Origin of the sequence: Roseococcus sp. SYP-B2431 (assembly GCF_004336745.1) — a bacterium.
Classification (GTDB): domain Bacteria; phylum Pseudomonadota; class Alphaproteobacteria; order Acetobacterales; family Acetobacteraceae; genus Roseococcus.
In genome coordinates, this window is sequence record NZ_SJXD01000022.1 from 306,049 (window position 1) to 326,221 (window position 20,173).

General features: G+C 70.5%; 19 protein-coding genes. 2 read left to right on the forward strand and 17 right to left on the reverse strand.

Going from position 1 to position 20,173, the window contains the following annotated elements:
- The gene (locus tag EJV46_RS09440) at positions 1–1,314 is read right to left on the reverse strand and encodes a bifunctional heptose 7-phosphate kinase/heptose 1-phosphate adenyltransferase (protein WP_240782487.1); all 1,314 of its coding nucleotides are present in this window, start codon (positions 1,312–1,314) and stop codon (positions 1–3) included.
- A gap of 206 nt (positions 1,315–1,520) precedes the next feature.
- Between EJV46_RS09440 and EJV46_RS09445 the strand changes: the two genes are divergently transcribed.
- On the forward strand, positions 1,521–2,453 hold the full coding sequence (locus tag EJV46_RS09445; protein WP_131548365.1) for a hypothetical protein: 933 nt from the start codon (positions 1,521–1,523) through the stop codon (positions 2,451–2,453).
- Entirely contained in the window at positions 2,450–3,619 is a 1,170-nt protein-coding gene (locus tag EJV46_RS09450) for a hypothetical protein (protein WP_131548366.1), read from the forward strand. The genes EJV46_RS09445 and EJV46_RS09450 overlap by 4 nt, the downstream gene beginning before the upstream one ends.
- A 73-nt stretch (positions 3,620–3,692) precedes the next feature.
- Here the strand turns inward: EJV46_RS09450 and EJV46_RS09455 are convergent, their stop codons facing one another.
- The 16 genes from EJV46_RS09455 to EJV46_RS09525 all read right to left on the reverse strand — a co-directional run bounded on the left by EJV46_RS09455 (position 3,693) and on the right by EJV46_RS09525 (position 20,127).
- Entirely contained in the window at positions 3,693–4,394 is a 702-nt protein-coding gene (locus EJV46_RS09455) for an ABC transporter ATP-binding protein (RefSeq protein WP_206020775.1), read from the reverse strand.
- Positions 4,395–4,402: 8 nt separating this feature from the next.
- Complete coding sequence (locus EJV46_RS09460; RefSeq protein WP_131548368.1) at positions 4,403–5,158, reverse strand: ABC transporter ATP-binding protein; 756 nt, start codon at positions 5,156–5,158, stop codon at positions 4,403–4,405.
- Positions 5,155–6,990 (reverse strand): ABC transporter permease, encoded by a 1,836-nt coding sequence (locus tag EJV46_RS09465; RefSeq protein WP_370323076.1) that lies wholly within the window; start codon positions 6,988–6,990, stop codon positions 5,155–5,157. The genes EJV46_RS09460 and EJV46_RS09465 overlap by 4 nt, the downstream gene beginning before the upstream one ends.
- A gap of 56 nt (positions 6,991–7,046) precedes the next feature.
- Positions 7,047–8,261 (reverse strand): ABC transporter substrate-binding protein, encoded by a 1,215-nt coding sequence (locus tag EJV46_RS09470; protein WP_131548369.1) that lies wholly within the window; start codon positions 8,259–8,261, stop codon positions 7,047–7,049.
- 78 nt (positions 8,262–8,339) lie between these two features.
- On the reverse strand, positions 8,340–8,531 hold the full coding sequence (locus EJV46_RS22745; RefSeq protein WP_165585444.1) for a hypothetical protein: 192 nt from the start codon (positions 8,529–8,531) through the stop codon (positions 8,340–8,342).
- Complete coding sequence (locus tag EJV46_RS09475) at positions 8,528–9,673, reverse strand: acyl-CoA dehydrogenase family protein (protein WP_131548370.1); 1,146 nt, start codon at positions 9,671–9,673, stop codon at positions 8,528–8,530. The genes EJV46_RS22745 and EJV46_RS09475 overlap by 4 nt, the downstream gene beginning before the upstream one ends.
- A 43-nt stretch (positions 9,674–9,716) precedes the next feature.
- Complete coding sequence (locus tag EJV46_RS09480; RefSeq protein ID WP_131548371.1) at positions 9,717–10,919, reverse strand: acyl-CoA dehydrogenase family protein; 1,203 nt, start codon at positions 10,917–10,919, stop codon at positions 9,717–9,719.
- A 112-nt stretch (positions 10,920–11,031) separates the two neighbouring features.
- The gene (locus EJV46_RS09485) at positions 11,032–13,116 is read right to left on the reverse strand and encodes a 3-hydroxyacyl-CoA dehydrogenase NAD-binding domain-containing protein (protein ID WP_131548372.1); all 2,085 of its coding nucleotides are present in this window, start codon (positions 13,114–13,116) and stop codon (positions 11,032–11,034) included.
- Positions 13,117–13,403: 287 nt separating this feature from the next.
- A complete protein-coding gene (phoB, locus tag EJV46_RS09490; RefSeq protein ID WP_131548373.1) occupies positions 13,404–14,120 on the reverse strand; it encodes a phosphate regulon transcriptional regulator PhoB in 717 nt (238 codons plus the stop codon).
- Between the two features lie 13 nt (positions 14,121–14,133).
- Entirely contained in the window at positions 14,134–14,856 is a 723-nt protein-coding gene (gene phoU / locus EJV46_RS09495) for a phosphate signaling complex protein PhoU (protein ID WP_131548374.1), read from the reverse strand.
- A gap of 10 nt (positions 14,857–14,866) precedes the next feature.
- Complete coding sequence (gene pstB, locus EJV46_RS09500; protein ID WP_206020776.1) at positions 14,867–15,658, reverse strand: phosphate ABC transporter ATP-binding protein PstB; 792 nt, start codon at positions 15,656–15,658, stop codon at positions 14,867–14,869.
- Positions 15,659–15,723: 65 nt separating this feature from the next.
- A complete protein-coding gene (pstA, locus tag EJV46_RS09505; RefSeq protein WP_131548376.1) occupies positions 15,724–16,632 on the reverse strand; it encodes a phosphate ABC transporter permease PstA in 909 nt (302 codons plus the stop codon).
- Between the two features lie 10 nt (positions 16,633–16,642).
- Positions 16,643–17,596, reverse strand: a complete 954-nt coding sequence (gene pstC / locus EJV46_RS09510; protein ID WP_131548377.1) for a phosphate ABC transporter permease subunit PstC — start codon at positions 17,594–17,596, stop codon at positions 16,643–16,645.
- Positions 17,597–17,656: 60 nt separating this feature from the next.
- Positions 17,657–18,712, reverse strand: coding sequence for a phosphate ABC transporter substrate-binding protein PstS (pstS, locus tag EJV46_RS09515; protein ID WP_240782488.1), 1,056 nt, complete (start codon positions 18,710–18,712; stop codon positions 17,657–17,659).
- An 89-nt stretch (positions 18,713–18,801) separates the two neighbouring features.
- The gene (locus tag EJV46_RS09520; protein WP_131548379.1) at positions 18,802–19,722 is read right to left on the reverse strand and encodes a DUF2336 domain-containing protein; all 921 of its coding nucleotides are present in this window, start codon (positions 19,720–19,722) and stop codon (positions 18,802–18,804) included.
- Positions 19,723–19,764: 42 nt separating this feature from the next.
- Positions 19,765–20,127, reverse strand: coding sequence for a hypothetical protein (locus tag EJV46_RS09525; RefSeq protein WP_131548380.1), 363 nt, complete (start codon positions 20,125–20,127; stop codon positions 19,765–19,767).
- Positions 20,128–20,173: the final 46 nt, after the last annotated feature.

The window sequence follows — 20,173 nt, forward strand, 5'->3', positions numbered from 1 at the left end:
TCAGCCGGTCGCGCGGATCTCGCCGCCCCATTCGCGGAGGAGCGCCGCGACTTCGGCGTCGGCGTCGTTCGCGACCAGCACATCCGGCCGCAACAGCCGCAGCAGCTCCTCGCCGCCGCGATCGGCGCCGATCGCGACGAGATCCACCTCGGGCCGCTCGGCCAGGAGATCCGCGATCTCGCCCTCGTCCGCCACGCCCACCAGCAGCCGGTCGCACCAGCGGCGCGCCTGCTCGGTCACCGCCGGCGGGCAGGACTTGCCCTGCATCTGCAGCAGGCCGATGCGCCAGCCGCGATGCTTCCAGCGCTCGATCACCTCGGCGGCCAGCGGCAGGGAGACGAGCTTGCGCGCGGCGCTGCGGCCGGGCGTCAGCCCCTCCAGCAGCTCCTCGGCGCGGACCGGCGCGATGCCGGACTTGCGGCTGACGATGCCGAGCGCGAGCGCGGCCAGCCGGGCAACGGAGGCCAGCGAGAGGCCGGTCGCGAGGCCCGCCGCCACCACGGCCACCACGGCGTCGCCGCCGCCGGCAGGATCATGGACCTCGGAGGCCTCGGCGCGGAAATGGCGGATGGTCTCGCTGCCGTCGGCCTCGACTTCGAGCAGCGTCAGGCCGTCGGGAGCGCGCGGCACCAGGACGGCGCCGAAATTATGGGCACGGCGCAGCGCGCTGGCGGCGGCGGCGACGCTGGCCTCATCGTGCACCGGCAGGCCGGTGGCGCCGGCGAGCTCGTCGGGCTCGGGGATGATGAGGTCGGCCCCGGCGAAGCGGCCGTGGTCGCCGCCCTTGGGGTCCACCACGACGCGGCGGCCGGCGGCCTGGGCCGAGGCGATGAGGCGGGCCGGGATATCGCCCGCCAGCACGCCCTTCCGGTAGTCCGAGAGGACGAGGATGGTCGTCGCGGCCACGGCGTCGGACGCGATCTTGACCAGCCGGTCTGCGAGGCGGGGATGGATGGGCGCGGACTGCTCGCGGTCGGTGCGCAGCAGGTGCTGGCCGCCCGAGAGGAAGCGCGTCTTCATGGTCGTGGTGCGGCCGCCCTGGACCAGCAGCCAGGGCTCGACGCGCGGCTGGCCGCCGATCAGGCCGGTGAGGTCGCTGCCCGCCTGGTCGTCGCCGACGACGGAAACGAAGGCGACCGCCGCGCCCAGCGCGGTGAGGTTGCGCACGACATTGCCGGCGCCGCCGGGCAGCGCGACCTCCCGCTCGACGGTAAGGATGGGAACGGGTGCCTCGGGGCTGACCCGGTTCACGGTCCCGTGGACGTAGCGGTCCACCATGGCGTCGCCGACGACGAGGACGGCGCCGCGCGCCAAACCCCGAACCGCTTCAGACAATTGGGCGGGGGTCGCCGCGTCCTGGACGGGCGAAGGGGGGCTCGCTGGCATCGGTTGATGGCGTAGCGCAGGGCATGGACGGCCGCAATAAAATGTGACGGCGGTGACGAGGGTTTCGTCATCAAGCTTTCTTAAGGATCGCTCCCGCAGAATAGGGCCGTGGCGCAGGAAGGGCCGCGGACATCATGGGATTCCCTGTCTCTCAGGATTGGCGGACGGCCCTGGCGGCGGTGCCGGAAGGCGGGCTGGCGCTGTTCAGCCCAGCTCGTGGCACGCTCGCCATGCGCCGCGCGGCGCGCGCGCTGATGGAGGACGCGGCCGTTCTCGGCGGCGGCCAGGTGCTCGCGCTGCCAGGGGGCGACCTGCTGCTGGGCGCCCAGGCCGCGCCGGGGCATCGAGCCGGCCGCGTCATCGCCGAGCTGACCGGGCAGGCGCCCGAGTCCTGGATTCTTCCCGCCGGGCGCGAGGCGGCGGAGGCCCGGTGCCGCGACGCGCCTCCCGCCGCGCCGGTGCCCAGCCTCGCCGAGCTGGAGGCCCGCTGTGCGGCGATGGCCGTGCCGGACTTCGCCCGGCTGACCCTCTTCGCCGAGGGCACCGGCGGTCGCGCGGCGGCGCAGCGGCTGGGGCCGGCGCAGCTCGGCCTGCCGGATCCCGAGCTGGAATCGCTGGCACGGGAATGGTTCTGCGGTCGCCTGCTGGCCGTCCTGGCCGATCCGGCGCAGCGCGGGCTCCTGCCGGCGCTGCGGCCGGGATTGCGGCTGATCCTCGACCTCCCCCGCGGAGGGCTTCCGGGTGGACTCTCGACCGGCGCGCCCTGGCGGGGCGCGGCCCCGGACGATCCCAACCGGCCCATCGCCCTGTTGCCCCTCTCCTCGCGCGCCGACCCCGCCCGCTTTGCCGCGATCGAGGCGGGGCTGCGCGCCGCCGGATGGACCGTGGGCCTGGCCGCAGCCGATGCCCGCGCCCTCGACTGGGTGGAGGCGCCGGGGCTGGCCTGGGCCGTGCCGGCCGGCGAGATGGCGCCGCGGCACTGGCCCGAGCTGCTGATCGCGCTCGGCCCCGATGTGCCGGGCTGGTGCCGTGGGCCGGGCATCCTGCGCGAAGGAATCGGCCCTTGAGCCTCGCGGCGGCCGACCTGGCCTGGGATGGCAGCGCGCCCATGCGCGACGCCATGGCGCTCGCGACCCTGGCGCGCGAATGCGTGACCTCCGGCGTCGAGCGGCGGGTGCTTTACCTGCGGCTCTCGCTGCTGCCCCCCCAGCTGCGGGAGCCGCGTCACCAGCGCCTCGTGCGCGAGGCGCTGGCGCCCGTGCTGCGGCCGACGCGGGCGCGCCTCTACGAGCTGCCCGGCGGCGACCTCGCGGCGCTCTCGCCACCGCCCGGCGAGCATCTGGAGGAGGTGCGGCGCAGCCTCGCCCGTCTCCTGCCGGAGATCGCGGCGGAGACCCTGCTGCCCAGGCTGCGCCTGCCGGCCGAGGCCGCGCGGCTGCTCACGCTGGTCGAGGCGGCGCTGGGCCTGGACGGTGCGGCGGCGCGGGCGCCCGCCCCCGCGCCCGGCTCGCCGCCGCCTTCGGGCAGCGAGATGGATGCCGCGCTGCGCGCCTTGGCGACCTCCAACCTCACCTCCTTCCTGCGCCGGCAGACGGTCTGGCGGCTGGCGCCGGGCGACGAGCAGGCGCAGCCCGTCGGGACGGAGCTGCGGCCGCACCTGCCGGATGTCGCGGCGGCGCTGCTGCCGGGCCGTTCGCTGGCGGCGGCCCCCAGCTATGCGCGCCGGTTCCGCCATGCCGCGGAGCGCCGGATGCTGGCGGAACTGGCCCGGCCGCAGGAGGCGCGGGACCTGGGCGAGGCCTGCCTGCCACTCGGCCTCGGCGCGGTGACGGAGGTCGAGTTCCTGCGGCTCGAAGCGGTGCTGGGCCCCCAGGGGCGCCGCCATCTCGTGGTCTGCGTGCCCGCGGAGGAACTGCTCGCCGATCCGGCGGGCTTCGCGCTGGCGCGCGGCCTGTCGCAGCAGCGCGGCTGGCGGCTGGGCCTGGACGAGATGGAGCCTGCGCTGCTGCCGCTTCTCCCGGCCCATCGGCTGGATGTGCCGGTGCTGCGGCTGCGCTTCCGGCCCGAGCTGCTGTCCGGCGACGGCGCGGCCCGCGCGGCCTGGGATGCGGCCCTGCCGGCCGACCGCTCGCGCGTGGTGCTGCTGGGTGCCGATGCGCCGGCCGCCATCGCCTGGGCCTGGCAGCGCGGCATCACCCATTTCACGGGGCGGGTGCTGGAGGCGCGGCTTTAGATTCTCTGGCGCGAGACACTCCCTGGCGCGTGATTCAGATCTACGGCGCCTCGGCGCCTTCGATCATCACGCTTCAGACCGTGAGGTACTGCGCGCGGACGGCCTCATCCGCCATCAGCGCTTTCATCCTGCCCTCCCAGCGGATCGCGCCCTTCTCCAGCACGCAGGCGCGGTCGGAGACGAGGCGCGCGAAATGGAGGTTCTGCTCGCTGAGCAGAACGGTCATCCCGTCGCGCTTGAGGGCGAGGATGGCCGCCGCCATGCGCTCGATGATCACCGGGGCGAGGCCCTCGCTCGGCTCGTCGAGCAGGATGAGGCGCGGATTGCCCATGAGCGTGCGCCCGATGGTGAGCATCTGCTGCTCGCCGCCGCTCATGCGTCCGCCGGCGCGGGCGCGCATGGCGCCGAGGCTGGGGAAAAGCGCGAAGACGCGCTCCGGCGTCCAGGGCGGCGTGCCCCCGCGCGCCGGCATGCGGCCGACCTCCAGGTTCTCCATGACGGAAAGCTCGGCGAAGATCCGGCGTTCCTCCGGCACGTAACCGATGCCGCGGCGGGCGATCTCGAAGGGCTCGCGGCCGGCGACCTCCTCGCCGGAGAAGCGCACCTGTCCGGAGCTCGGGCGGACCAGGCCCATGACGGATTTCATGGTCGTGCTCTTGCCCGCCCCGTTGCGGCCGAGCAGCGCCAGCACCTCGCCCTCGCGCGCCTCGAGCGTCACGCCCTGCAGGATATGCGCGCGGCCGTAATGGGCATGAAGGTCGCGGACCTCGAGCATGGCGAGCATCAGGTGTAGCCGTGGGTTGCGCCGGTGCCGAGATAGACCTCGCGCACGCGGGGATCCCGGCGGACCTCGGAGGGGATGCCCTCGGCGATGGGCCTGCCGCGGTCGAGGACCAGCAGGCGGTCGGCATGGGCGAAGACGACGTCCATGTCGTGCTCGGTGAACAACACCGCGATGCCGCCCTCGCGCGCGATATGGGCGGTGAGCTCCATCAGCGCGACGCGCTCGGCGGGGGCCATTCCGGCGGTGGGTTCGTCCATCAGGAGGAGTGCCGGGTCGTTGGCCAGGGCGATCGCCAGCTCGACGCGCTTGAGGTCGCCATAGGCCAGCACGCCGCAGGGCCGCGCCGCCTGGGCGGACATGCCCACGCGGTCGAGCAGGGCCAGGGCCCGGGAGGGATCTTCCTTCGCCACGGGATTCCAGATGTGGAAGAGGCGGCGCGCGTGGCTGAGCAGGGCCATCTGCACATTCTCGAGCACCGACATAGAGGCGAAGGTGGCCGTGATCTGGAAGGTGCGGCCGACGCCCATCCGCCAGATGCGCCGCGGGGCGAGCCCGGTGATCTCCTGGCCTCTCAGCCTCACCGATCCGCGGTCCGGGCGGAGCTGGCCGTTGAGCATGTTGAAGCAGGTGGATTTGCCCGCGCCGTTCGGCCCGATCAGCGCGAGAAGCTCGCCCGCCGCGACGCTCAGCGAGACGCCGGATACGGCCCGCACGCCGCCGAAGCTCTTGTGCAGGTCGCGCACCTCGAGGGTCACGACCGCCTCTCCCCGCGCTGCAAGGCCCCGGCGAGGCCCTGCGGGAAGAACAGCACCAGCGCCAGGATGATCGTGCCCAGGAAGAGCCGCCAGAGATCGAAAGCCCGCATCAGCTGCTCGTGCAGCCAGGTATAGGCCAGCGCGCCCAGGATCGGCCCGCTCACCGTCCGCACGCCACCGAGGAGCACCATCAGCAGCGCGTCCACGCTGCGCGAGATGCTCATATAGGTCGGGAAGACGCTGCCCTTAGCATAGGCGAAGAGCCCGCCCGCGATGCCGGCCGCGACCGCGGCCAGGACGAAGGCGAACCAGCGGATGCGGAAGCCGTCGATGCCGATGGCCTCGGCGCGCAGCGGGCTGTCGCGGCCGGCGCGCAGCGCATAGCCGAAGGGCGCGAAGATCGCCCGGCGCAGCAGCAGCGTCGCCGCGGCGCAAAGCGTCAGCGCGAGGTAGTAGTAGGCCAGCTTCGACTGCGCCCAGGGGCTGGGCCAGACGCCGAGGATGCCGTTGTCGCCGCCGGTCAGCTCGACCCATTGAAAGGCGGTGGACCAGGCGATCTGCGCGAAGGCCAGCGTCAGCATCGCCGCGTAGACGCCGGAGAGGCGCACGCAGAAGAAGCCGAAGACGAAGCCGCCGAGCCCGGCCGCGAAGGGCGCGGCGAGCAGGCCCATCTCCATCGGCGCGCCGAAGTGGCGCAGCAGCAGCGCAGCGCCATAGGCGCCGAAGCCGAAATAGGCGGCGTGGCCGAAGCTCGCCATGCCGCCCGGGCCCATGATGAAATGCAGGCTGGCGGCGAAGAGCACCATGATCGCGATCTCGGTGAAGACGATCAGCGCATAGTCGCCGAGGAAGGGCGGCACGATCACCGCCAGCGCCAATGCCGCCGCGCCGATCCGCCGCACCCAGGGCGAGGGCGGCGGATAGGGCGGCTCGATCGCCGTCGCCCCATGGGCGGTCGAGGGCGCGCGGCCCAGGAGCCCGTGCGGGCGGATCACCAGCACCACGGCCATCACCAGGAAGGCCAGCACCAGCGTGATCCGGGGAAAGATCAGGATGCCGAAGGCCTGGAGCTCGCCGATCAGCAGCGCGGCCAGGAAGGCGCCGGGCAGCGAGCCGAGGCCGCCCACCACCACGACCACGAAGGCCTCGGAGATGACGGCGAGATCCATCTGCAGGTTCACGCTCTCGCGCGGGATCTGCAGCGCGCCGCCCAGCCCGGCCAGCACCGAGCCCAGGAAGAAGACGGTGGTGAAGAGCATGCGCTGGTTCACGCCCAGCGCGCCCACCATCTCGCGATCGGCCGTCGCCGCGCGGACCAGCGTGCCCCAGCGCGTGCGGTTGAAGAGCAGCCACAGCAGCGCCAGCACCACCGGCCCGACACAGATGAGAAAGAGCTCGTAGAGCGGGAAACGGATGCCAAGGATCTCGGTGGCGCCGCGCAGCCCGGGCGCGCGCGGGCCGAGCAGGTCCTGCGGGCCCCAGCTCAGCAGGGCGAGATCCTGCACGATCAGCACCACGCCGAAGGTGGCGAGCAGCTGGAAGAGTTCTGGCGCCTTGTAGATGCGGCGCAGCAGCAGGACCTCGATCAGCACGCCCACGCAGCCCACGATCAGCGCCGCCATGGCCACCCCGCCCCAGAAGCCGAGATGGCCGCGCGGCAGGCTCGTCACCAGCGTCCAGGCTAGATAGGCGCCGAGCATGTAGAGGCTGCCATGCGCGAAGTTCACGATGCGCGTGACGCCGAAGATGACCGTCAGCCCGGAGGCGACCAGGAACAGCGAGGAGGCCGAGGCCAGCCCGCTCAGCCCCTGGACCAGCAGGTTTTCCAGCATTATGGCCCGGCCGATCCAGCTGTCCGCGCCTGCGGCTCTCCCACCATCGGCCGAAGCTAGCCCTGCGGCCGCAGGCTTCGCACGACCTCGTCCGTCGGCAGGTAGTTCCGGCCGTCGGCATAGCGCCAATCGACCATCACGCCGCGGCCGTTGCGCAGCGCCGTCTTGCCGACATAGGCGCCCATGGTGGCCTGGTGGTCGATGGCGCGGAATTCGGTCTCCGCCTCGCCGAACGCGCCGGAGAACTTCAGGCCGGACATCGCGTCCCGCATGGGGTCCGTTTCGGTGGAGTTGGCCTTCCTCAGCATGGCGGCGATCGCGGTCACCGTATCTGCCGCGACGATGCTGCCGAGCTTCGGCAGCTCGCTGAAGCGGCGGCGATAGGCCTCGCGGAAGCGAGCATGCCCCGGATTGTTGAGATCGGCCGCCGGATAGCCGGTGACGATCCAGCCCTCCGGCGCCTCGTCGCCGAGCGGGTCCAGGTATTCCGGCTCGCCTGTCAGCATGGAGACCACAGTGCGGCGCTCGAAGAGGCCGCGCGTGCTGCCCTGGCGCACGAAGTTGGTGAGGTCCTGGGCGAAGGTGACGTTGAAGATGGCCTGCGGATTGGCGCTGGCCACGGCCTGCACCGTGGCGCCCGCATCGATGCGGCCCAGCGCCGGGAACTGCTCGGCGACGAAGGTGGTGCCGGGCTTGGCGCGGGTCAGCAGCTCCTTGAACCAGCGCACGGCGGACTGGCCATATTCGTAGTTCGGCGCGACGGTCGCCCAGCGCATCGGCGGCAGCTTGGCCGCCTCCTCCACCAGCATGGCCGCCTGCATGTAGGTGCTGCAACGCAGCCGGAAGGTGTAGCGGTTGCCCCGCGCCCAGACGAGCGCATCGGTCAGCGGCTCGGAGGCCACGAAGAGGCGGCGGCTCTGATTCGCGAAATCGGCCAGCGCCAGGCCGACATTGGAGAGGAAGCCGCCGGCGAGCAGGTGCACGCGCTCGTTGTTGATGAGCTCGCCGGCATGGCGCACGGCGTCCTCGGGCCTGCCGGCATCGTCGCGGAAGACGGTCTCGATGCGGCGGCCGTTGATGCCGCCGGCCGCGTTGACCTCGTCCTGCATCAGCATCCAGGCGTTGCGGTAGGGGGTGAGGAACGCGGGTTGGGAAGAATAGGAGTTGATCTCGCCGATGCGAATCGGCCCCTCCTGCGCCAGGACCGGCGGGGCGGCCAGCGTGGCCGCGGTGCCGAGAAGGGCAGTGCGGCGGGGAAGCGCGAAAGTCATGGCGAGGCTCCGGATTGCTGGCCGCATCCAAGCAAGCGACGGGCGGCGCCGCAATGCGAAATGCCGGAAATCAGCGCTTTACGGGAGACCCCAGCGGCGCCGGGCGCGGAGGCCCCACCCGGCCGCCACGCTCCCGGCCAGCCCGGCCATCGGGCCGAGGCCGAAGACCATGGCGAAGGCGTCCTCCACCCGGGAGACGCCTGGAAGCGCGCCGAGGGTGAGGGCGATCCGCATGCCGGCGCAGAAAGGCGCGCCCAGGACGCCGGTCACGCCGCCTGGACGAGGCCCCCGGCATCGGCCAGGGCGCGGAGGTGATGGTCGGTGTCGCCGAACATCGCCTCGTTCACCGTCAGGCGCTTGAAGTAGTGGCCGGCGCCGTATTCCATCGTCATGGCGATGCCGCCATGCAGCTGGATGCTCTGCTGGCCCACGAAGCGCTGCGAGCGGCCGATCTGCGCCTTCACCGCATGCATGTTGTTGCGGCGCTCGAAGGCATTCGAGCCCTGCGCGGCCATGGTCGCGAAATAGGCCATGCTGCGCGACTGCTCGATCGCCACCAGCATGTCCGCCGCCTTGTGCTGCAGCGCCTGGAAGCTGCCGATGGCGCGGCCGAACTGCTGGCGCGTCTTCATGTAGTCGAGCGTCGTGGCATGCACGACGTCCATGGCGCCGATCGCCTCGGCGGCCAGGGCCGCGATGGCCTCGTCCACCACGCGGTCCAGGATGGGCAGGCCGCCCTCGGCCTCGCCGAGCACGGCATGGGCGCGGGCATTGGTGAAGTCCACTTCGGCCGCGCGGCCGCCGTCGACCATGCGGAAGCCGCGCACCTCGACGCCCGGCGCCTTGGCGGAGACGAGAAAGAGGCCGATGCCGGACTTGTCGCGCTGGCCGCCGGCGACGCGGGCGGAGACGACGAACCAGTCCGCCGTGTCGCCGTGCAGGACCATGCCCTTCCGGCCGGTGATCGCCCAGCCGCTGCCATCCTTCTTCGCCGTGGTGGTCACGTCGAAGAGGTCGTAGCGGGACTGGCGCTCCTGCTGCGCCAGGGAGATCAGCGCCTCGCCCGAGGCGATGGCCGGCACCAGCTCGCCGCGCAGCGCTGCATCGGCGCCGTGGCGCAGCAGGCCGCCGCCCAGCACGACCGTGCTGAACCAGGGCTCCAGCGTGATGTGGCGGCCCATCTGCTCAGCGACGAGCATCGTCTCCTCGGGGCCGCCGCCAAAGCCGCCATCCTCCTCGGAGAAGGGCAGGCCCAGCAGGCCGAGTTCGGCATACTGCGCCCACATCTCGCGGCTCCAGCCGGTCTCGCCCGCCATATAGGCCTTGCGGTTCTCGAAGCCGTATTTCGCGGTCAGGCTCTTGCGGACGCTGTCCTGCAGCAGAGCCTGCGACTCGTTCAGATCGAAGTCCATATTTGTTCAGAGCCCCCCAGGGCGCGGCGCAGCCGCGGCCGCCTTATAAACCAAGAAATGCTTTTGCCATGATGTTCCGCTGGATCTCGTTGGACCCACCGTAGATGCTCTGCTTGCGCCAGTTGAAGTAGATCCCGGCGAGGCCGAAGGCCCAATCGGGCGCCACGTCCCACTCGTTGGTGCCCTCGGCATCCGGATCGCCGTCCACCCAGGCATAGGGGCCGGCGGCCTTCATCAGCAGCTCGGACACGCCCTGCTGAATCTCGGTTCCCTTGATCTTGAGCACGGAGGTCGCGGGGTCCGGCTTGCCGGTGCCGGCGCGCTTGGTCTCGTTGGCGATGACCCGCATGACGGTCATCTCCAGCGCCTTCAGCTCGACCTCCATCTCCGTCACCTGGCGGCGGAACTCCGGGTCGTCGATCAGCGGGCGGCCGCCGTCCATGGTCTCCTTCGCGATGGTCTTGAGGCGGCGGATGCGCTCGCGCGAGGCACCGACGCGGGCCTGGCCGAAGCGTTCGTTGCCGAGCAGATACTTCGCGCAGTCCCAGCCCTTGTTAACCTCGCCGACCAGCAGGTTCGCGGGGACCTTCACGTCGTCGAAGAAGACCTCGTTCACCTCATGCCCGCCCTCGATCGTGATGATCGGGCGCACGGTGATGCCCGGCGTCTTCATGTCCACCAGGAAGAAGGAGATGCCCTCCTGCTTCTTCGCCGCCGGATCGGTGCGGGCGAGGACGAAGATCCAGTCGGCGTGCTGCGCCAGCGTCGTCCAGGTCTTCTGGCCGTTGATGACCCACTCGCCGTTCTCGAGGACGGCCTTGGTCTTGAGGCCCGCGAGGTCGGAGCCCGCGCCCGGCTCGGAGAAGCCCTGGCACCACCAGTCGTCCAGGTTCCGCATGCGAGGCAGGAAACGTTCCTTCTGCTCCTGCGTGCCGAACTGGATGATCACCGGACCGCACATGTTGATGTTGAAGCCGAGCGGCGAGGGCGCCGGCCACATCTGCAGCTCCTCGCGGAAGATGTATTTCTGCGCGGGGGTCCAGCCCGGGCCGCCATGCTCGACCGGCCATTCCGGCGCGGCCCAGCCCTTGGCGTTCAGCTTCTTCTGCCACTCGACGACCATCTCCTTGGTCGGCGACTTGCCGGAGATCAGGTGCTGGCGCGTGGCCTCGGGCAGCTCGGCGGCGAGGAAGGCGCGGACCTCGTCGCGGAAGGAGGCCTCGGCATCGGTGAAGCGGAGTTCCATGGGGCGTCTCCTAAAGCGCGATGACCGAAGGCGCGAAGCGCCGCAGGTCTGAATCGCGCGTTGAACAAGGACCTAGAGGGGGATGCGTGAGCGTCAGCGAAGGCATCGCGCTCTAGGCGGCGCGTTTGATGCCGATGGTGGCGAAGGTGCCGCCCTCGGCCGCGAGCTGCTCGATCAGCTTGGCGGGCTTGAGGTTCGCGTCGCCGGTCGCCTCGGCATAGTGCGTGAGCTTGTCACGCACGTTCTTCAGCCCCATGCGGTCGGCCCAGAACATCGGGCCGCCGCGCCAGGCGGGCCAGCCGAAGCCGTTGCAGAAGACCACGTCGATATCGACGGCGCGATAAGCCACGCCCTCCTCCAGGATCCGCGCGCCCTCGTTCACCATGGGGAGCAGCAGGCGCTCCAGGATCTCCTGATCCTCGATCTTGCGGCGGCGGACCTGCATCTTCTCCGCGACGTCGAGGATGATGGCCTCGACCTCGGGATCCACGAGGCGCGTGCGCTTCTCGTCGTACATGTACCAGCCCTTGCTGGTCTTCTGGCCGAAGCGGCCGCGCGCGACGACGGCATCGGCGATCGGCGCCACCGTGCCGCGCGCCTTGCGGACGGCCGCGCCGATGTCGAGGCCGGCGAGATCGCCGGTCGCAAGGGGGCCCATGGCCATGCCATAGGTCTCCATCACGCGGTCGATGTCCTGCGGCAGGCAGCCTTCCAGCAGCAGCTTCTCGACCTGCGGGGTGCGCTTGCCGGTCATGCGGTTGCCGACGAAGCCGTCGCAATTGCCGACCAGCACCGGCAGCTTGCCGATGCGCTTGCCCACCTCCGTCGCCGTCGCGATGGCGTCGAAGTTGGTCGCGGCGCCGCGGACGTTCTCCAGCAGGCGCATGACGTTCGCCGGCGAGAAGAAGTGCATCCCGATCACGAGTTCCGGCCGGCTGGTGGCCGAGGCGATCTCGTCGATCGAGAGCGTGGAGGTGTTCGAGGCGAGCACCACGCCCGGCCGCGCCAGCTTGTCCAGCTTGGCGAAGATCTCCTTCTTCACCTCCATGTTCTCGAAGACCGCCTCGATCACGAGGTCGGCGTCCTTGACCACGTCGAGGTCGATGCTGCCCTTGAGGAAGGAGCGGCGCTTCTCGTACTCGGCCTGGCTGAGCCGGCCGCTTTTGAGCGTGCGCTGCCAATTGGCGTCGCAGCGGGCGAGGCCCTTGTCCAGCGCCTCCTGCGTGGTCTCGACGATGGTCACGGGGATATGGTTGTTCGCGAAATTCATCGCGATGCCGCCACCCATGGTGCCGCCGCCGATCACGACCGCGTTCTTCACGGGCAGGGACTTCGTGCCCTCGGGCATGCCCGGGATGCGCTGCGCCTCGCGCTCGCCGAAGAAGACGTGGCGCAGCGCCTGGCTCTGCTCGCCGGCGACGAGGCGCGTGAACTGCTCACGCTCGATCACGAGGCCCTCGTCGAAGCTGTGGGTGAGCGCGGCACGGACGGCGGTGACGCAGCCCTTCGGGCTCTCCTGCCCGCGCGTGCGCTTGAGCAGCGCGGCCGCGGCCGCATCGAAGGCCGCCATGTCGGCGCCCTTGATCTTGTCGGTGCGGTGATGGGCGAGGGTGAAGCTGTCGCCGGCATGCGCCCGCGCCCAGGCAATGGCCGAAGCCTCCAGCGGCTCGTCGACGATCGCGTCGATGAAGCCGAGCTTCACCGCCTCCCCGGCGGAAATCGGCTCCCCCGTCACGATGATCTTCAGTGCCGCCTCGCCGCCGATGAGGCGGGGCAGCCGCTGCGTTCCGCCGGCACCGGGCACGAAGCCGCGCTTCACCTCGGGCAGGCCAAGCTGGGCCGAGGCCAGGGCCACGCGGGCATGGCAGGCGAGCGCGAGCTCGAGCCCGCCGCCCAGCGCCGAGCCATGGATGGCGGCGATAACCGGCACCTTGCAGTTCTCGATTTCGTCGAAGACCTCGGGCAGGCTGGGCGGCTGGCGCGGCTTGCCGAACTCGGTCATCTCCGCGCCTGCGGAGAACATGCGGCCGTCGCCGATCAGGACGATGGCGCGCGCGCCTTCCTTGACCGCGGCCCGGATGCCCAGGTGCAGGCCCTCGCGAACGCCGGTGCGGAGCGTGTTGACGGGGGGATTCGCGATCCGCAGGACATGGACGTCCCCGTCGCGCGCGTGTTCGACAAAGCGCTCTTCGGCCATAGACGGGCTTCCTCGTTCCAAGACTTCGTTGCCGGACTTTCCTGCGGAGGCAATGTGAATGTCAACGGCCGGGCGCGGTCCGACAGGCGCCTATTTTGCCCAAGGGTCGCGAAGCCCAGGCAAACGGCCGCATTCGCCGCGATGCCCGACCGACCGGAAGGTCGGGAGCCGGGTCCGGACGATCGAATTTGAGACAGGAGGAATGACCCAGGCCGGGCCCTAGCCCAAAAAGATGGCGGCCCGGCTGGGCCGCGCCGTCCTGAAGGAGCGATCCTTCGCCGGCCTAATCAGCCGTTATCGGCATCCAGCGCATAGCCGGCCGATCGCACGGTGCGGATCAGGTCCGCCTCGCCATCGGCGTTGATCGCCTTGCGCAGCCGGCGGATGTGCACGTCCACCGTCCGCAGCTCGACATGGATGTCGCGTCCCCAGACGGCGTCCAGCAGCTGCTCGCGCGTGAAGACCCGCCGTGGATGCGAGAGGAAGAATTCCAGCAGCCGGTACTCTGTCGGGCCGAGATGCAGCGCGCGGCCGTTGCGCGTCACGCGATGGGCATCCTGGTCCATCGCCAGGTCGAGATAGGCGATGCTGCCCTTGGCCGAGACGTTGGAGGAGCGTCGCAGCAGCGCGCGGATGCGCGCCAGCAGCGCCTCCACCGCGAAGGGCTTGGCGATGTAGTCGTCCGCGCCGGTGTCCAGCGCCCGCACCGCGTCCTGGTCCTCGGTGCGGGCGGTGACCATGATCACCGGCAGGTCGCGCGTGGCGGGCCGGCGGCGGATCTGGCGGCAGACCTCGATGCCGGACATGGCCGGCAGCATCCAGTCCAGCAGGACGAGGTCCGGCTTGGCCTCGGCGATGCGGAGCAGCGCCTCCTGGCCGTCCGTCGCCTCGTCCACGTTGAAGCCCTGGCGCTCGAGGTTGTAGCGCAGCAGCGCGAGCAGCGCGGCCTCGTCCTCCACCACCAGGATGGTGGGCTTGCCGTTTCCGGTGAAGCCTTCGGGCATCCGCGTCGCCTCCTCAGCCGGGCGGGTTGACGACAGCCGAGGAGGAAATGTCCGCCTTCGGGCGCTCCTCCGTCAGCGATTCGCCGAGGACGGCGAAATGCACGCGCTCGGCGATGTTGGTCGCATGGTCGCCGATCCGCTCCAGGTTCTTCGCGATGAAGAGCAGGTGCGTCGCGGAGGTGATGTTGCGCGGATCCTCCATCATGAAGGTCAGCATCTCGCGGAAGATCCCGTTGTAGATGCCGTCGATCGGCTCGTCGTTCCCCCAGACCTCGTCGGCCTTGGCCGCATCGTCCTCGACCAGCGCGTCGATGGCGCCCTTGAGGTTCTCCTGCACCAGCTCGGCCATGCGCTCGAAGCCGTTCAGGCTGCCCATCATCGGCTGCTGCGAGACCACGATGGCCCGCTTGGCGCCGTTGCGCGCATAGTCGCCGATGCGCTCCAGGTCCTGGCTGATCTTCATGCAGGCGATGATGAGGCGCAGGTCGGCCGCCAGCGGCTGGCGGAGCGCCAGCAGGCGCACGCAATACTGCTCGACCTCGCGCTCCATGGCGTCCAGCTCGGCGTCGCGCATCACCACCTCGGCGGCCAGGTCGCTGTCGCGGCGCACCAGGCACAGGGCGGAATCGGCCACCTGCCGCTCCGCCAGCCCGCCCATGCGCGCGATCATCTCGCGCAGGCGCTTCAGGTCTTCTCCGTAGCTCGTCACGATATGCGTGCGGGTGCTGTTCGGCATCTCGGTCTCCTCAGCCGAACCGGCCGGTGATGTATTCCTGCGTCTTCGGATGCTTGGGCGCGGTGAACATGGCCGCGGCCGGCGCCACCTCGACGAGCTCGCCCAGGTAGAAGAAGGCGACCTGATCGGCGCAGCGCGCCGCCTGCTGCATGTTGTGCGTCACGATCGCGATGGTGAAGTCGCGCTTCAGCTCGTCGATCAGCTCCTCGATCTTCAGCGTGGAGATCGGGTCGAGCGCCGAGGTTGGCTCGTCGAAGAGGATGACCTCCGGCCGCACGGCAATGGTGCGCGCGATGCAGAGGCGCTGCTGCTGCCCGCCCGAGAGGCCCATGGCGCTGGCCTGCAGCCGGTCCTTCACCTCGTTCCAGATGGCGGCGCGGGTGAGCGCCCATTCCACGCGCTGGTCCATCTCCGCCTTGGAGAGCTTCTCGTGCAGGCGCACGCCGAAGGCGATGTTCTCGTAGATGGTCATGGGAAAGGGCGTGGGCTTCTGGAAGACCATGCCCACTTTCGAGCGCAGCTCGTTGAGGTCCATCTGCGGGTCGAGCAGGTTCTCGCCGTCGAGCAGCACCTCGCCCTCGGCGCGCTGGCCGGGATAGAGGCTGTACATGCGGTTCATCACGCGCAGCAGCGTGGACTTACCGCAGCCCGAGGGGCCGATCATGCCGGTCACCTGGCGGTCGGGGAAGTTGAGGCTGATCCCCTTAAGCGCCTTGGGCAGCGTCGGCCCGTAGAAGAAGTCGAGGTTCCTGATCTCGATGCGGTTCTTCATGCTCAGCGCGGCGTCGGAGCGGACCTGCATGCCGCCGAAGCCGCGGCTGGCCTCGATATGGGTCTGGGTCTCGGAGTTCATGGGTGTCCCCCTGCTTACTTGCGCTTGCGCAGGAGGACCCGCGCGACGACGTTGACGGAGAGCACGCCGAGCGTGACGAGCAGCGCGCCCGCCCAGGCGATGTCGATCAGGTCCGGGAAGCCCGAATTGGCCTGCTGGTAGATCGCGATCGGCAGGCTCGACATGGAACGGCTGAGATCCCAGCTGGTGATGCTGTTGCCGAAGCTGGTGAGGAGCAGCGGCGCGGTCTCGCCGGCGATGCGCGCGAAGGCCAGCAGCACGCCGGTCACGATGCCCGAGAGCGCGGCGCGCCAGGTCACCAGCGTGATCATCTTCCACTTGGGCGCGCCCAGGGCCACCACGGCCTCGCGCAGCGTGTTGGGGATGAGCGTCAGCATGTCCTCCGTCGTGCGGACGACGACGGGGATGACGATGATGGCCAGCGCCAGCGCGCCCGCGAGGCCGGAGAAGCCGCCCATCGGCAGCACCACCATCTGGTAGATGAAGAGGCCGATCAGGATCGACGGCGCGGAGAGCAGCACGTCGGAAACGAAGCGCACCGCCTCGCCCAGCTTCGAGCCCCGCGCGTATTCGGCGAGGTAGGTGCCGACCAGCAGCCCGACCGGCGTGCCGACCGCGGTGGCGATCGAGGTCTGGATCAGCGAGCCGATGATGGCATGGGCGAGGCCCCCGCGCGGCGCGTCCGGGTCGCCATAGGTGGTCGGCTCGAACTCGCGCGTCAGCACCGTGAGGTCCAGCGCGGCGAAGCCCCGGTAGATCAGCGTGACCAGGATCGAGGCGAGGAAGATCAGGCCGATGATCGTCGAGCCGATGCAGGCCCAGCGGATCAGGCGGTCCACCATCCTTCGGCGCCGTCCCAGGGCGCGGGCCGTCGCCGGATCCTTGGCGGGGGCGGTCGCGATGTCGAAGGTCGTGGAGCTCATTGGGGGCGCCTCACTTCAGCCGCGAGCGGAGGAGCCAGCGCGAGGTCGCCAGCACGATGAAGGAGATCACGAAGAGCAGGAAGCCGAGCGCCAGCAGCGAGGACTGCTTGAGGCTGCCCATCAGGCTCTCCGGAAACTCCATGGCGACCACCGAGGCGATGGTGGTCGAGGGGTCGAAGATGGAGGTCGCGATGCGGTTGGCGTTGCCGATGACGAAGGTCACCGCCATGGTTTCGCCCAGCGCGCGGCCGAGGCCGAGCATGATGCCGCCCACCACGGAGACGCGGGTATAGGGGATGACGACCTTGTTCATCACCTCCCACCGCGTGCAGCCGAGGCCGTAGGCGCTCTCCTTGTACACGGCCGGCACCGTCAGGAAGACGTCGCGCATGGTGGCCGCGATGAAGGGCAGGATCATGATGGCGAGCACCACCGCGGCGGCGAAGAGCGAGGTACCGGCGAAGTTGTTGCTATCGAAGATGAAGCCGATCAGGGGGATGGCGCCCAGGATCTCGCCGAAGGGAAGCTGGATGTAGTTCTGGATGATCGGCACCAGGACGAACAGGCCCCACATGCCGAAGATGATCGAGGGAATGGCGGCCAGCAGCTCGATCGCGGTGCCGACGGGGCCGCGGATCCATTCCGGCGCGAGCTCGGTCAGGTAGAAGGCGATGCCGAAGGCGGCGGGCACGGCGATCAGGATGGCCAGGATCGCGGTGATGATGGTGCCGAGGACCGGCACGGCCGCGCCGTAGCTCTCGCGCCCCTCGACGGGGTTCCAGTCGGTGGACCAGAGGAAGGGCAGGCCGAACTCGCGGAAAGCCGGGAGGCCGCCGACGAAGAGCGTGAGGATGATGGCGCCGAGAAGGGCCAGGACGAGAAGGCCGGCGCCGCGGCACAGCCATTCGAAGATCTTGTCTCCGAAGGCGCCGCTGCTGCGGGGGGAAGTGACGGTCTGCTGCACGCCGGAACCTCTCGAAGGGGGGCGGGTACGGCGCCCGCCCCCGGTCTACGCGTCAAACCTTCAGGCGGTCCAGATGGAGGCGCCGGAGGGGTTCTTCACGGCGCTCCAGGCGCCGCGGATCGCGGTGTGCACCGCATCCGGCAGCGGGATGTATTCGAGGCGGCGGGCCGCCTCGCCGCCGTTCTTGAAGGCCCAGTCGAAGAACTTCATCGTGTTCAGGCTGCCCGCGACGCGATCGGCGACCGGATTGGTGGGCAGCAGGATGAAGGTGGGGGAGACGATCGGCCACACGGTCTCGCCGCTCAGATCCACCATGTCGGCGGCGAAGTTCGCGGTCGACCAGTCGGCGGCGCCGGCGGCGGCCTGGAAGGACGCCATGGTCGGGCGGACGAAGGCGCCGGACTTGTTGCGCAGCTGCGTGGTGATCAGGCGGTTCACCGTGGCATAGGCGTTCTCGGTGTAGCCGATGGCGCCCGGCGTGTTGCGGACCGCGTTGGAGACGCCCTCATTGCCGCGGGCGCCATTGCCGACCGGCCACTGCACGCTGGTCGCCGCGCCGGGGCCGGACTTCCAGGCCTCGGAAACGCGCGAGAGATAGGTGGTGAAGACGAAGGTCGTGCCGGAGGCGTCGGCGCGATAGGCCGGGGAGACCGGCAGGTTGGGCAGGCGCAGGTCGCGATTGAGCTCGACGAGCCTGGCATCGTTCCAGCGCGTGATGCGGCCCATGAACAGGTCGACCACGACGTCTGGCGTCAGCTTCAGCGCGTTGTCGGCCACGCCCGGCAGGTTCACGATCAGCACGACCGAGCCCAGGACCGTCGGGAACTGCAGCAGGTTGCGCTCGCGGAGCTGATCGGCGGCGAGCGGAGCGTCGGAGGCGCCGAAATCGACGGTGCGGTTGGTGATCTGGTTGATGCCGCCGCCGGAGCCGATCGACTGGTAGTTCAGCTGCACGCCGGCGCCCTCGCGGGCGGCCTGGCCCCAACGCTCATAGACCGGGCGGGGAAAGCTGGCGCCGGCGCCGGTGATGGCTGCGAGCTGCGCGAAGCCGGGGCGGGGCAGGGCCGGCACGGCCGCCACGCCGGCGGCGAGGGCCAGAAGGTTGCGTCGGTTCACTAGCGTCTCCATCGATCGCAGGCGCCCGGCGCAGTGCCGGGAGCCTTCGGCGAAGCGGATAAGCGCCCAGGAAGACCGAGGTGTTTCACTTATGTGAAGCTTATGTGACTTAGACCTTTCTCCCGACTTGTCGTCCATTCCAGGCGGCCTGCCCTTCCCGGCCCTCCTTCCCCGGAAGGCGCCCGCGCCCGCAGCTGTTCCGCGACGGCCGGCGGCAGACCGGCCCGGACCGCCCATTGTGACAGGACGTCGTCGGCGACCAGCGCCGCCAGCCGCCTCAACAGGGCCGGCGGCAGGGACGGCCGGCAGGTCAGGGGCTCCTGCAGGCACATCTCCTCTCCGGCAAGCTCGACCAGGACAGCCAGGGCCCAGGATGGGATCCGCGAGGTCGGATTGCGCAGCAGCGCGGCCATGGCCGCGATGTCGCCGCTCTCCACCACGGCCTCGCAGACCGGCGGCGCGAGTTGCAGGCGGCCCGCCACGGCGGCGCGTGAGCCGGCACCGGGAGGCTCCCGCACCAGGGCGATGAGATCGCCCTCGGTCAGCACGGCAGAAAGCCGGATCAGCGGCTCGCAGACCAGCAGCGCCGCATCCCGGGCCAAGGCGATCACCAGGTCGTGCGGCGCATCCGGCAGGTCGGCCAGAGTGTCGGCGACCGCGTGCCGAACCTCCTGCGCCAGATCCTGCGCGAGGAGCAGGAGCGCGTCCCAGGCCAGCCTGATCCGGCGGTCCGTCAGGCTCCGCGCCAGCTCGGCCGCCTGGGCGGCCAGCTTCCGGGCGAGGCTGATCCGGATCGAGGCGACGGCGTCCTGCGCCAGCAGACGGTCGGCATGAGAGGGCGCGGCGGGATTCTCCGCCACGGTCCGGCGCACCCCCTCCACCGCGTCCGCGGCGAGCAGGACCAGCAGTTCCGGCGCCGCATCGGGCCGCCTGGCAAGCGCCATGCGTTCCGCCAGCGAGCCGCGGAAGGCCGTGTGGGTGTCGGCATGGGGCTGGTCGAGTGGCGCCATGCGCGCAGTGTCGCGCGAAAGGCTTTCGCGGGGATTAAGGTCTCAGCGCGTGCGCGCAGGCGCCGAGGTGCTACCGTTGCCGCCGCCGGGAATGGCCACCGCCGCGGCGGCGATGGCGGCGATCGGCAGGGCGATCAGCGCCGGCACGGCCAGTCCGGAGCCGCCCAGCGCGCTGCCGCTCTCCAGCATCGGCCGCGCGCCCGGCTGGGAAGGGCCGCCGGCGTTGCGCGACGGGATTCGCGGACGCGGCGCGTTCACCAGCCGTGGCCCCGAGGCTCCACGGGCAGGCACGGCCACCTCGGCCCCCGCAGGGACGACCACCACCCGCTGCTGCGCCACCGCCGGCCCGGCCCCGGGCAACCCGGCAGCCAGGAAAGCGAGTAAGGGGAGGCCGGTGGAGCGCATCCTGGGATCGTGCCTTATCCCTGCCATAGCGGCAAGGCCAAAGAAT

Excerpts from the sequence above, each read along its gene's own strand:
- EJV46_RS09445 (WP_131548365.1), top strand. The coding sequence starts at position 1,521 with ATGGGATTCCCTGTCTCTCAGGATTGGCGGACGGCCCTGGCGGCGGTG.
- EJV46_RS09455 (WP_206020775.1), bottom strand. The coding sequence starts at position 4,394 with ATGCTCGAGGTCCGCGACCTTCATGCCCATTACGGCCGCGCGCATATC.
- EJV46_RS09465 (WP_370323076.1), bottom strand. The coding sequence starts at position 6,990 with ATGCTGGAAAACCTGCTGGTCCAGGGGCTGAGCGGGCTGGCCTCGGCC.
- EJV46_RS09470 (WP_131548369.1), bottom strand. The coding sequence starts at position 8,261 with ATGACTTTCGCGCTTCCCCGCCGCACTGCCCTTCTCGGCACCGCGGCC.
- EJV46_RS09475 (WP_131548370.1), bottom strand. The coding sequence starts at position 9,673 with ATGGACTTCGATCTGAACGAGTCGCAGGCTCTGCTGCAGGACAGCGTC.
- EJV46_RS09480 (WP_131548371.1), bottom strand. The coding sequence starts at position 10,919 with ATGGAACTCCGCTTCACCGATGCCGAGGCCTCCTTCCGCGACGAGGTC.
- EJV46_RS09485 (WP_131548372.1), bottom strand. The coding sequence starts at position 13,116 with ATGGCCGAAGAGCGCTTTGTCGAACACGCGCGCGACGGGGACGTCCAT.
- phoB (WP_131548373.1), bottom strand. The coding sequence starts at position 14,120 with ATGCCCGAAGGCTTCACCGGAAACGGCAAGCCCACCATCCTGGTGGTG.
- phoU (WP_131548374.1), bottom strand. The coding sequence starts at position 14,856 with ATGCCGAACAGCACCCGCACGCATATCGTGACGAGCTACGGAGAAGAC.
- pstB (WP_206020776.1), bottom strand. The coding sequence starts at position 15,658 with ATGCAGGTCCGCTCCGACGCCGCGCTGAGCATGAAGAACCGCATCGAG.
- pstA (WP_131548376.1), bottom strand. The coding sequence starts at position 16,632 with ATGAGCTCCACGACCTTCGACATCGCGACCGCCCCCGCCAAGGATCCG.
- EJV46_RS09520 (WP_131548379.1), bottom strand. The coding sequence starts at position 19,722 with ATGGCGCCACTCGACCAGCCCCATGCCGACACCCACACGGCCTTCCGC.
- EJV46_RS09525 (WP_131548380.1), bottom strand. The coding sequence starts at position 20,127 with ATGCGCTCCACCGGCCTCCCCTTACTCGCTTTCCTGGCTGCCGGGTTG.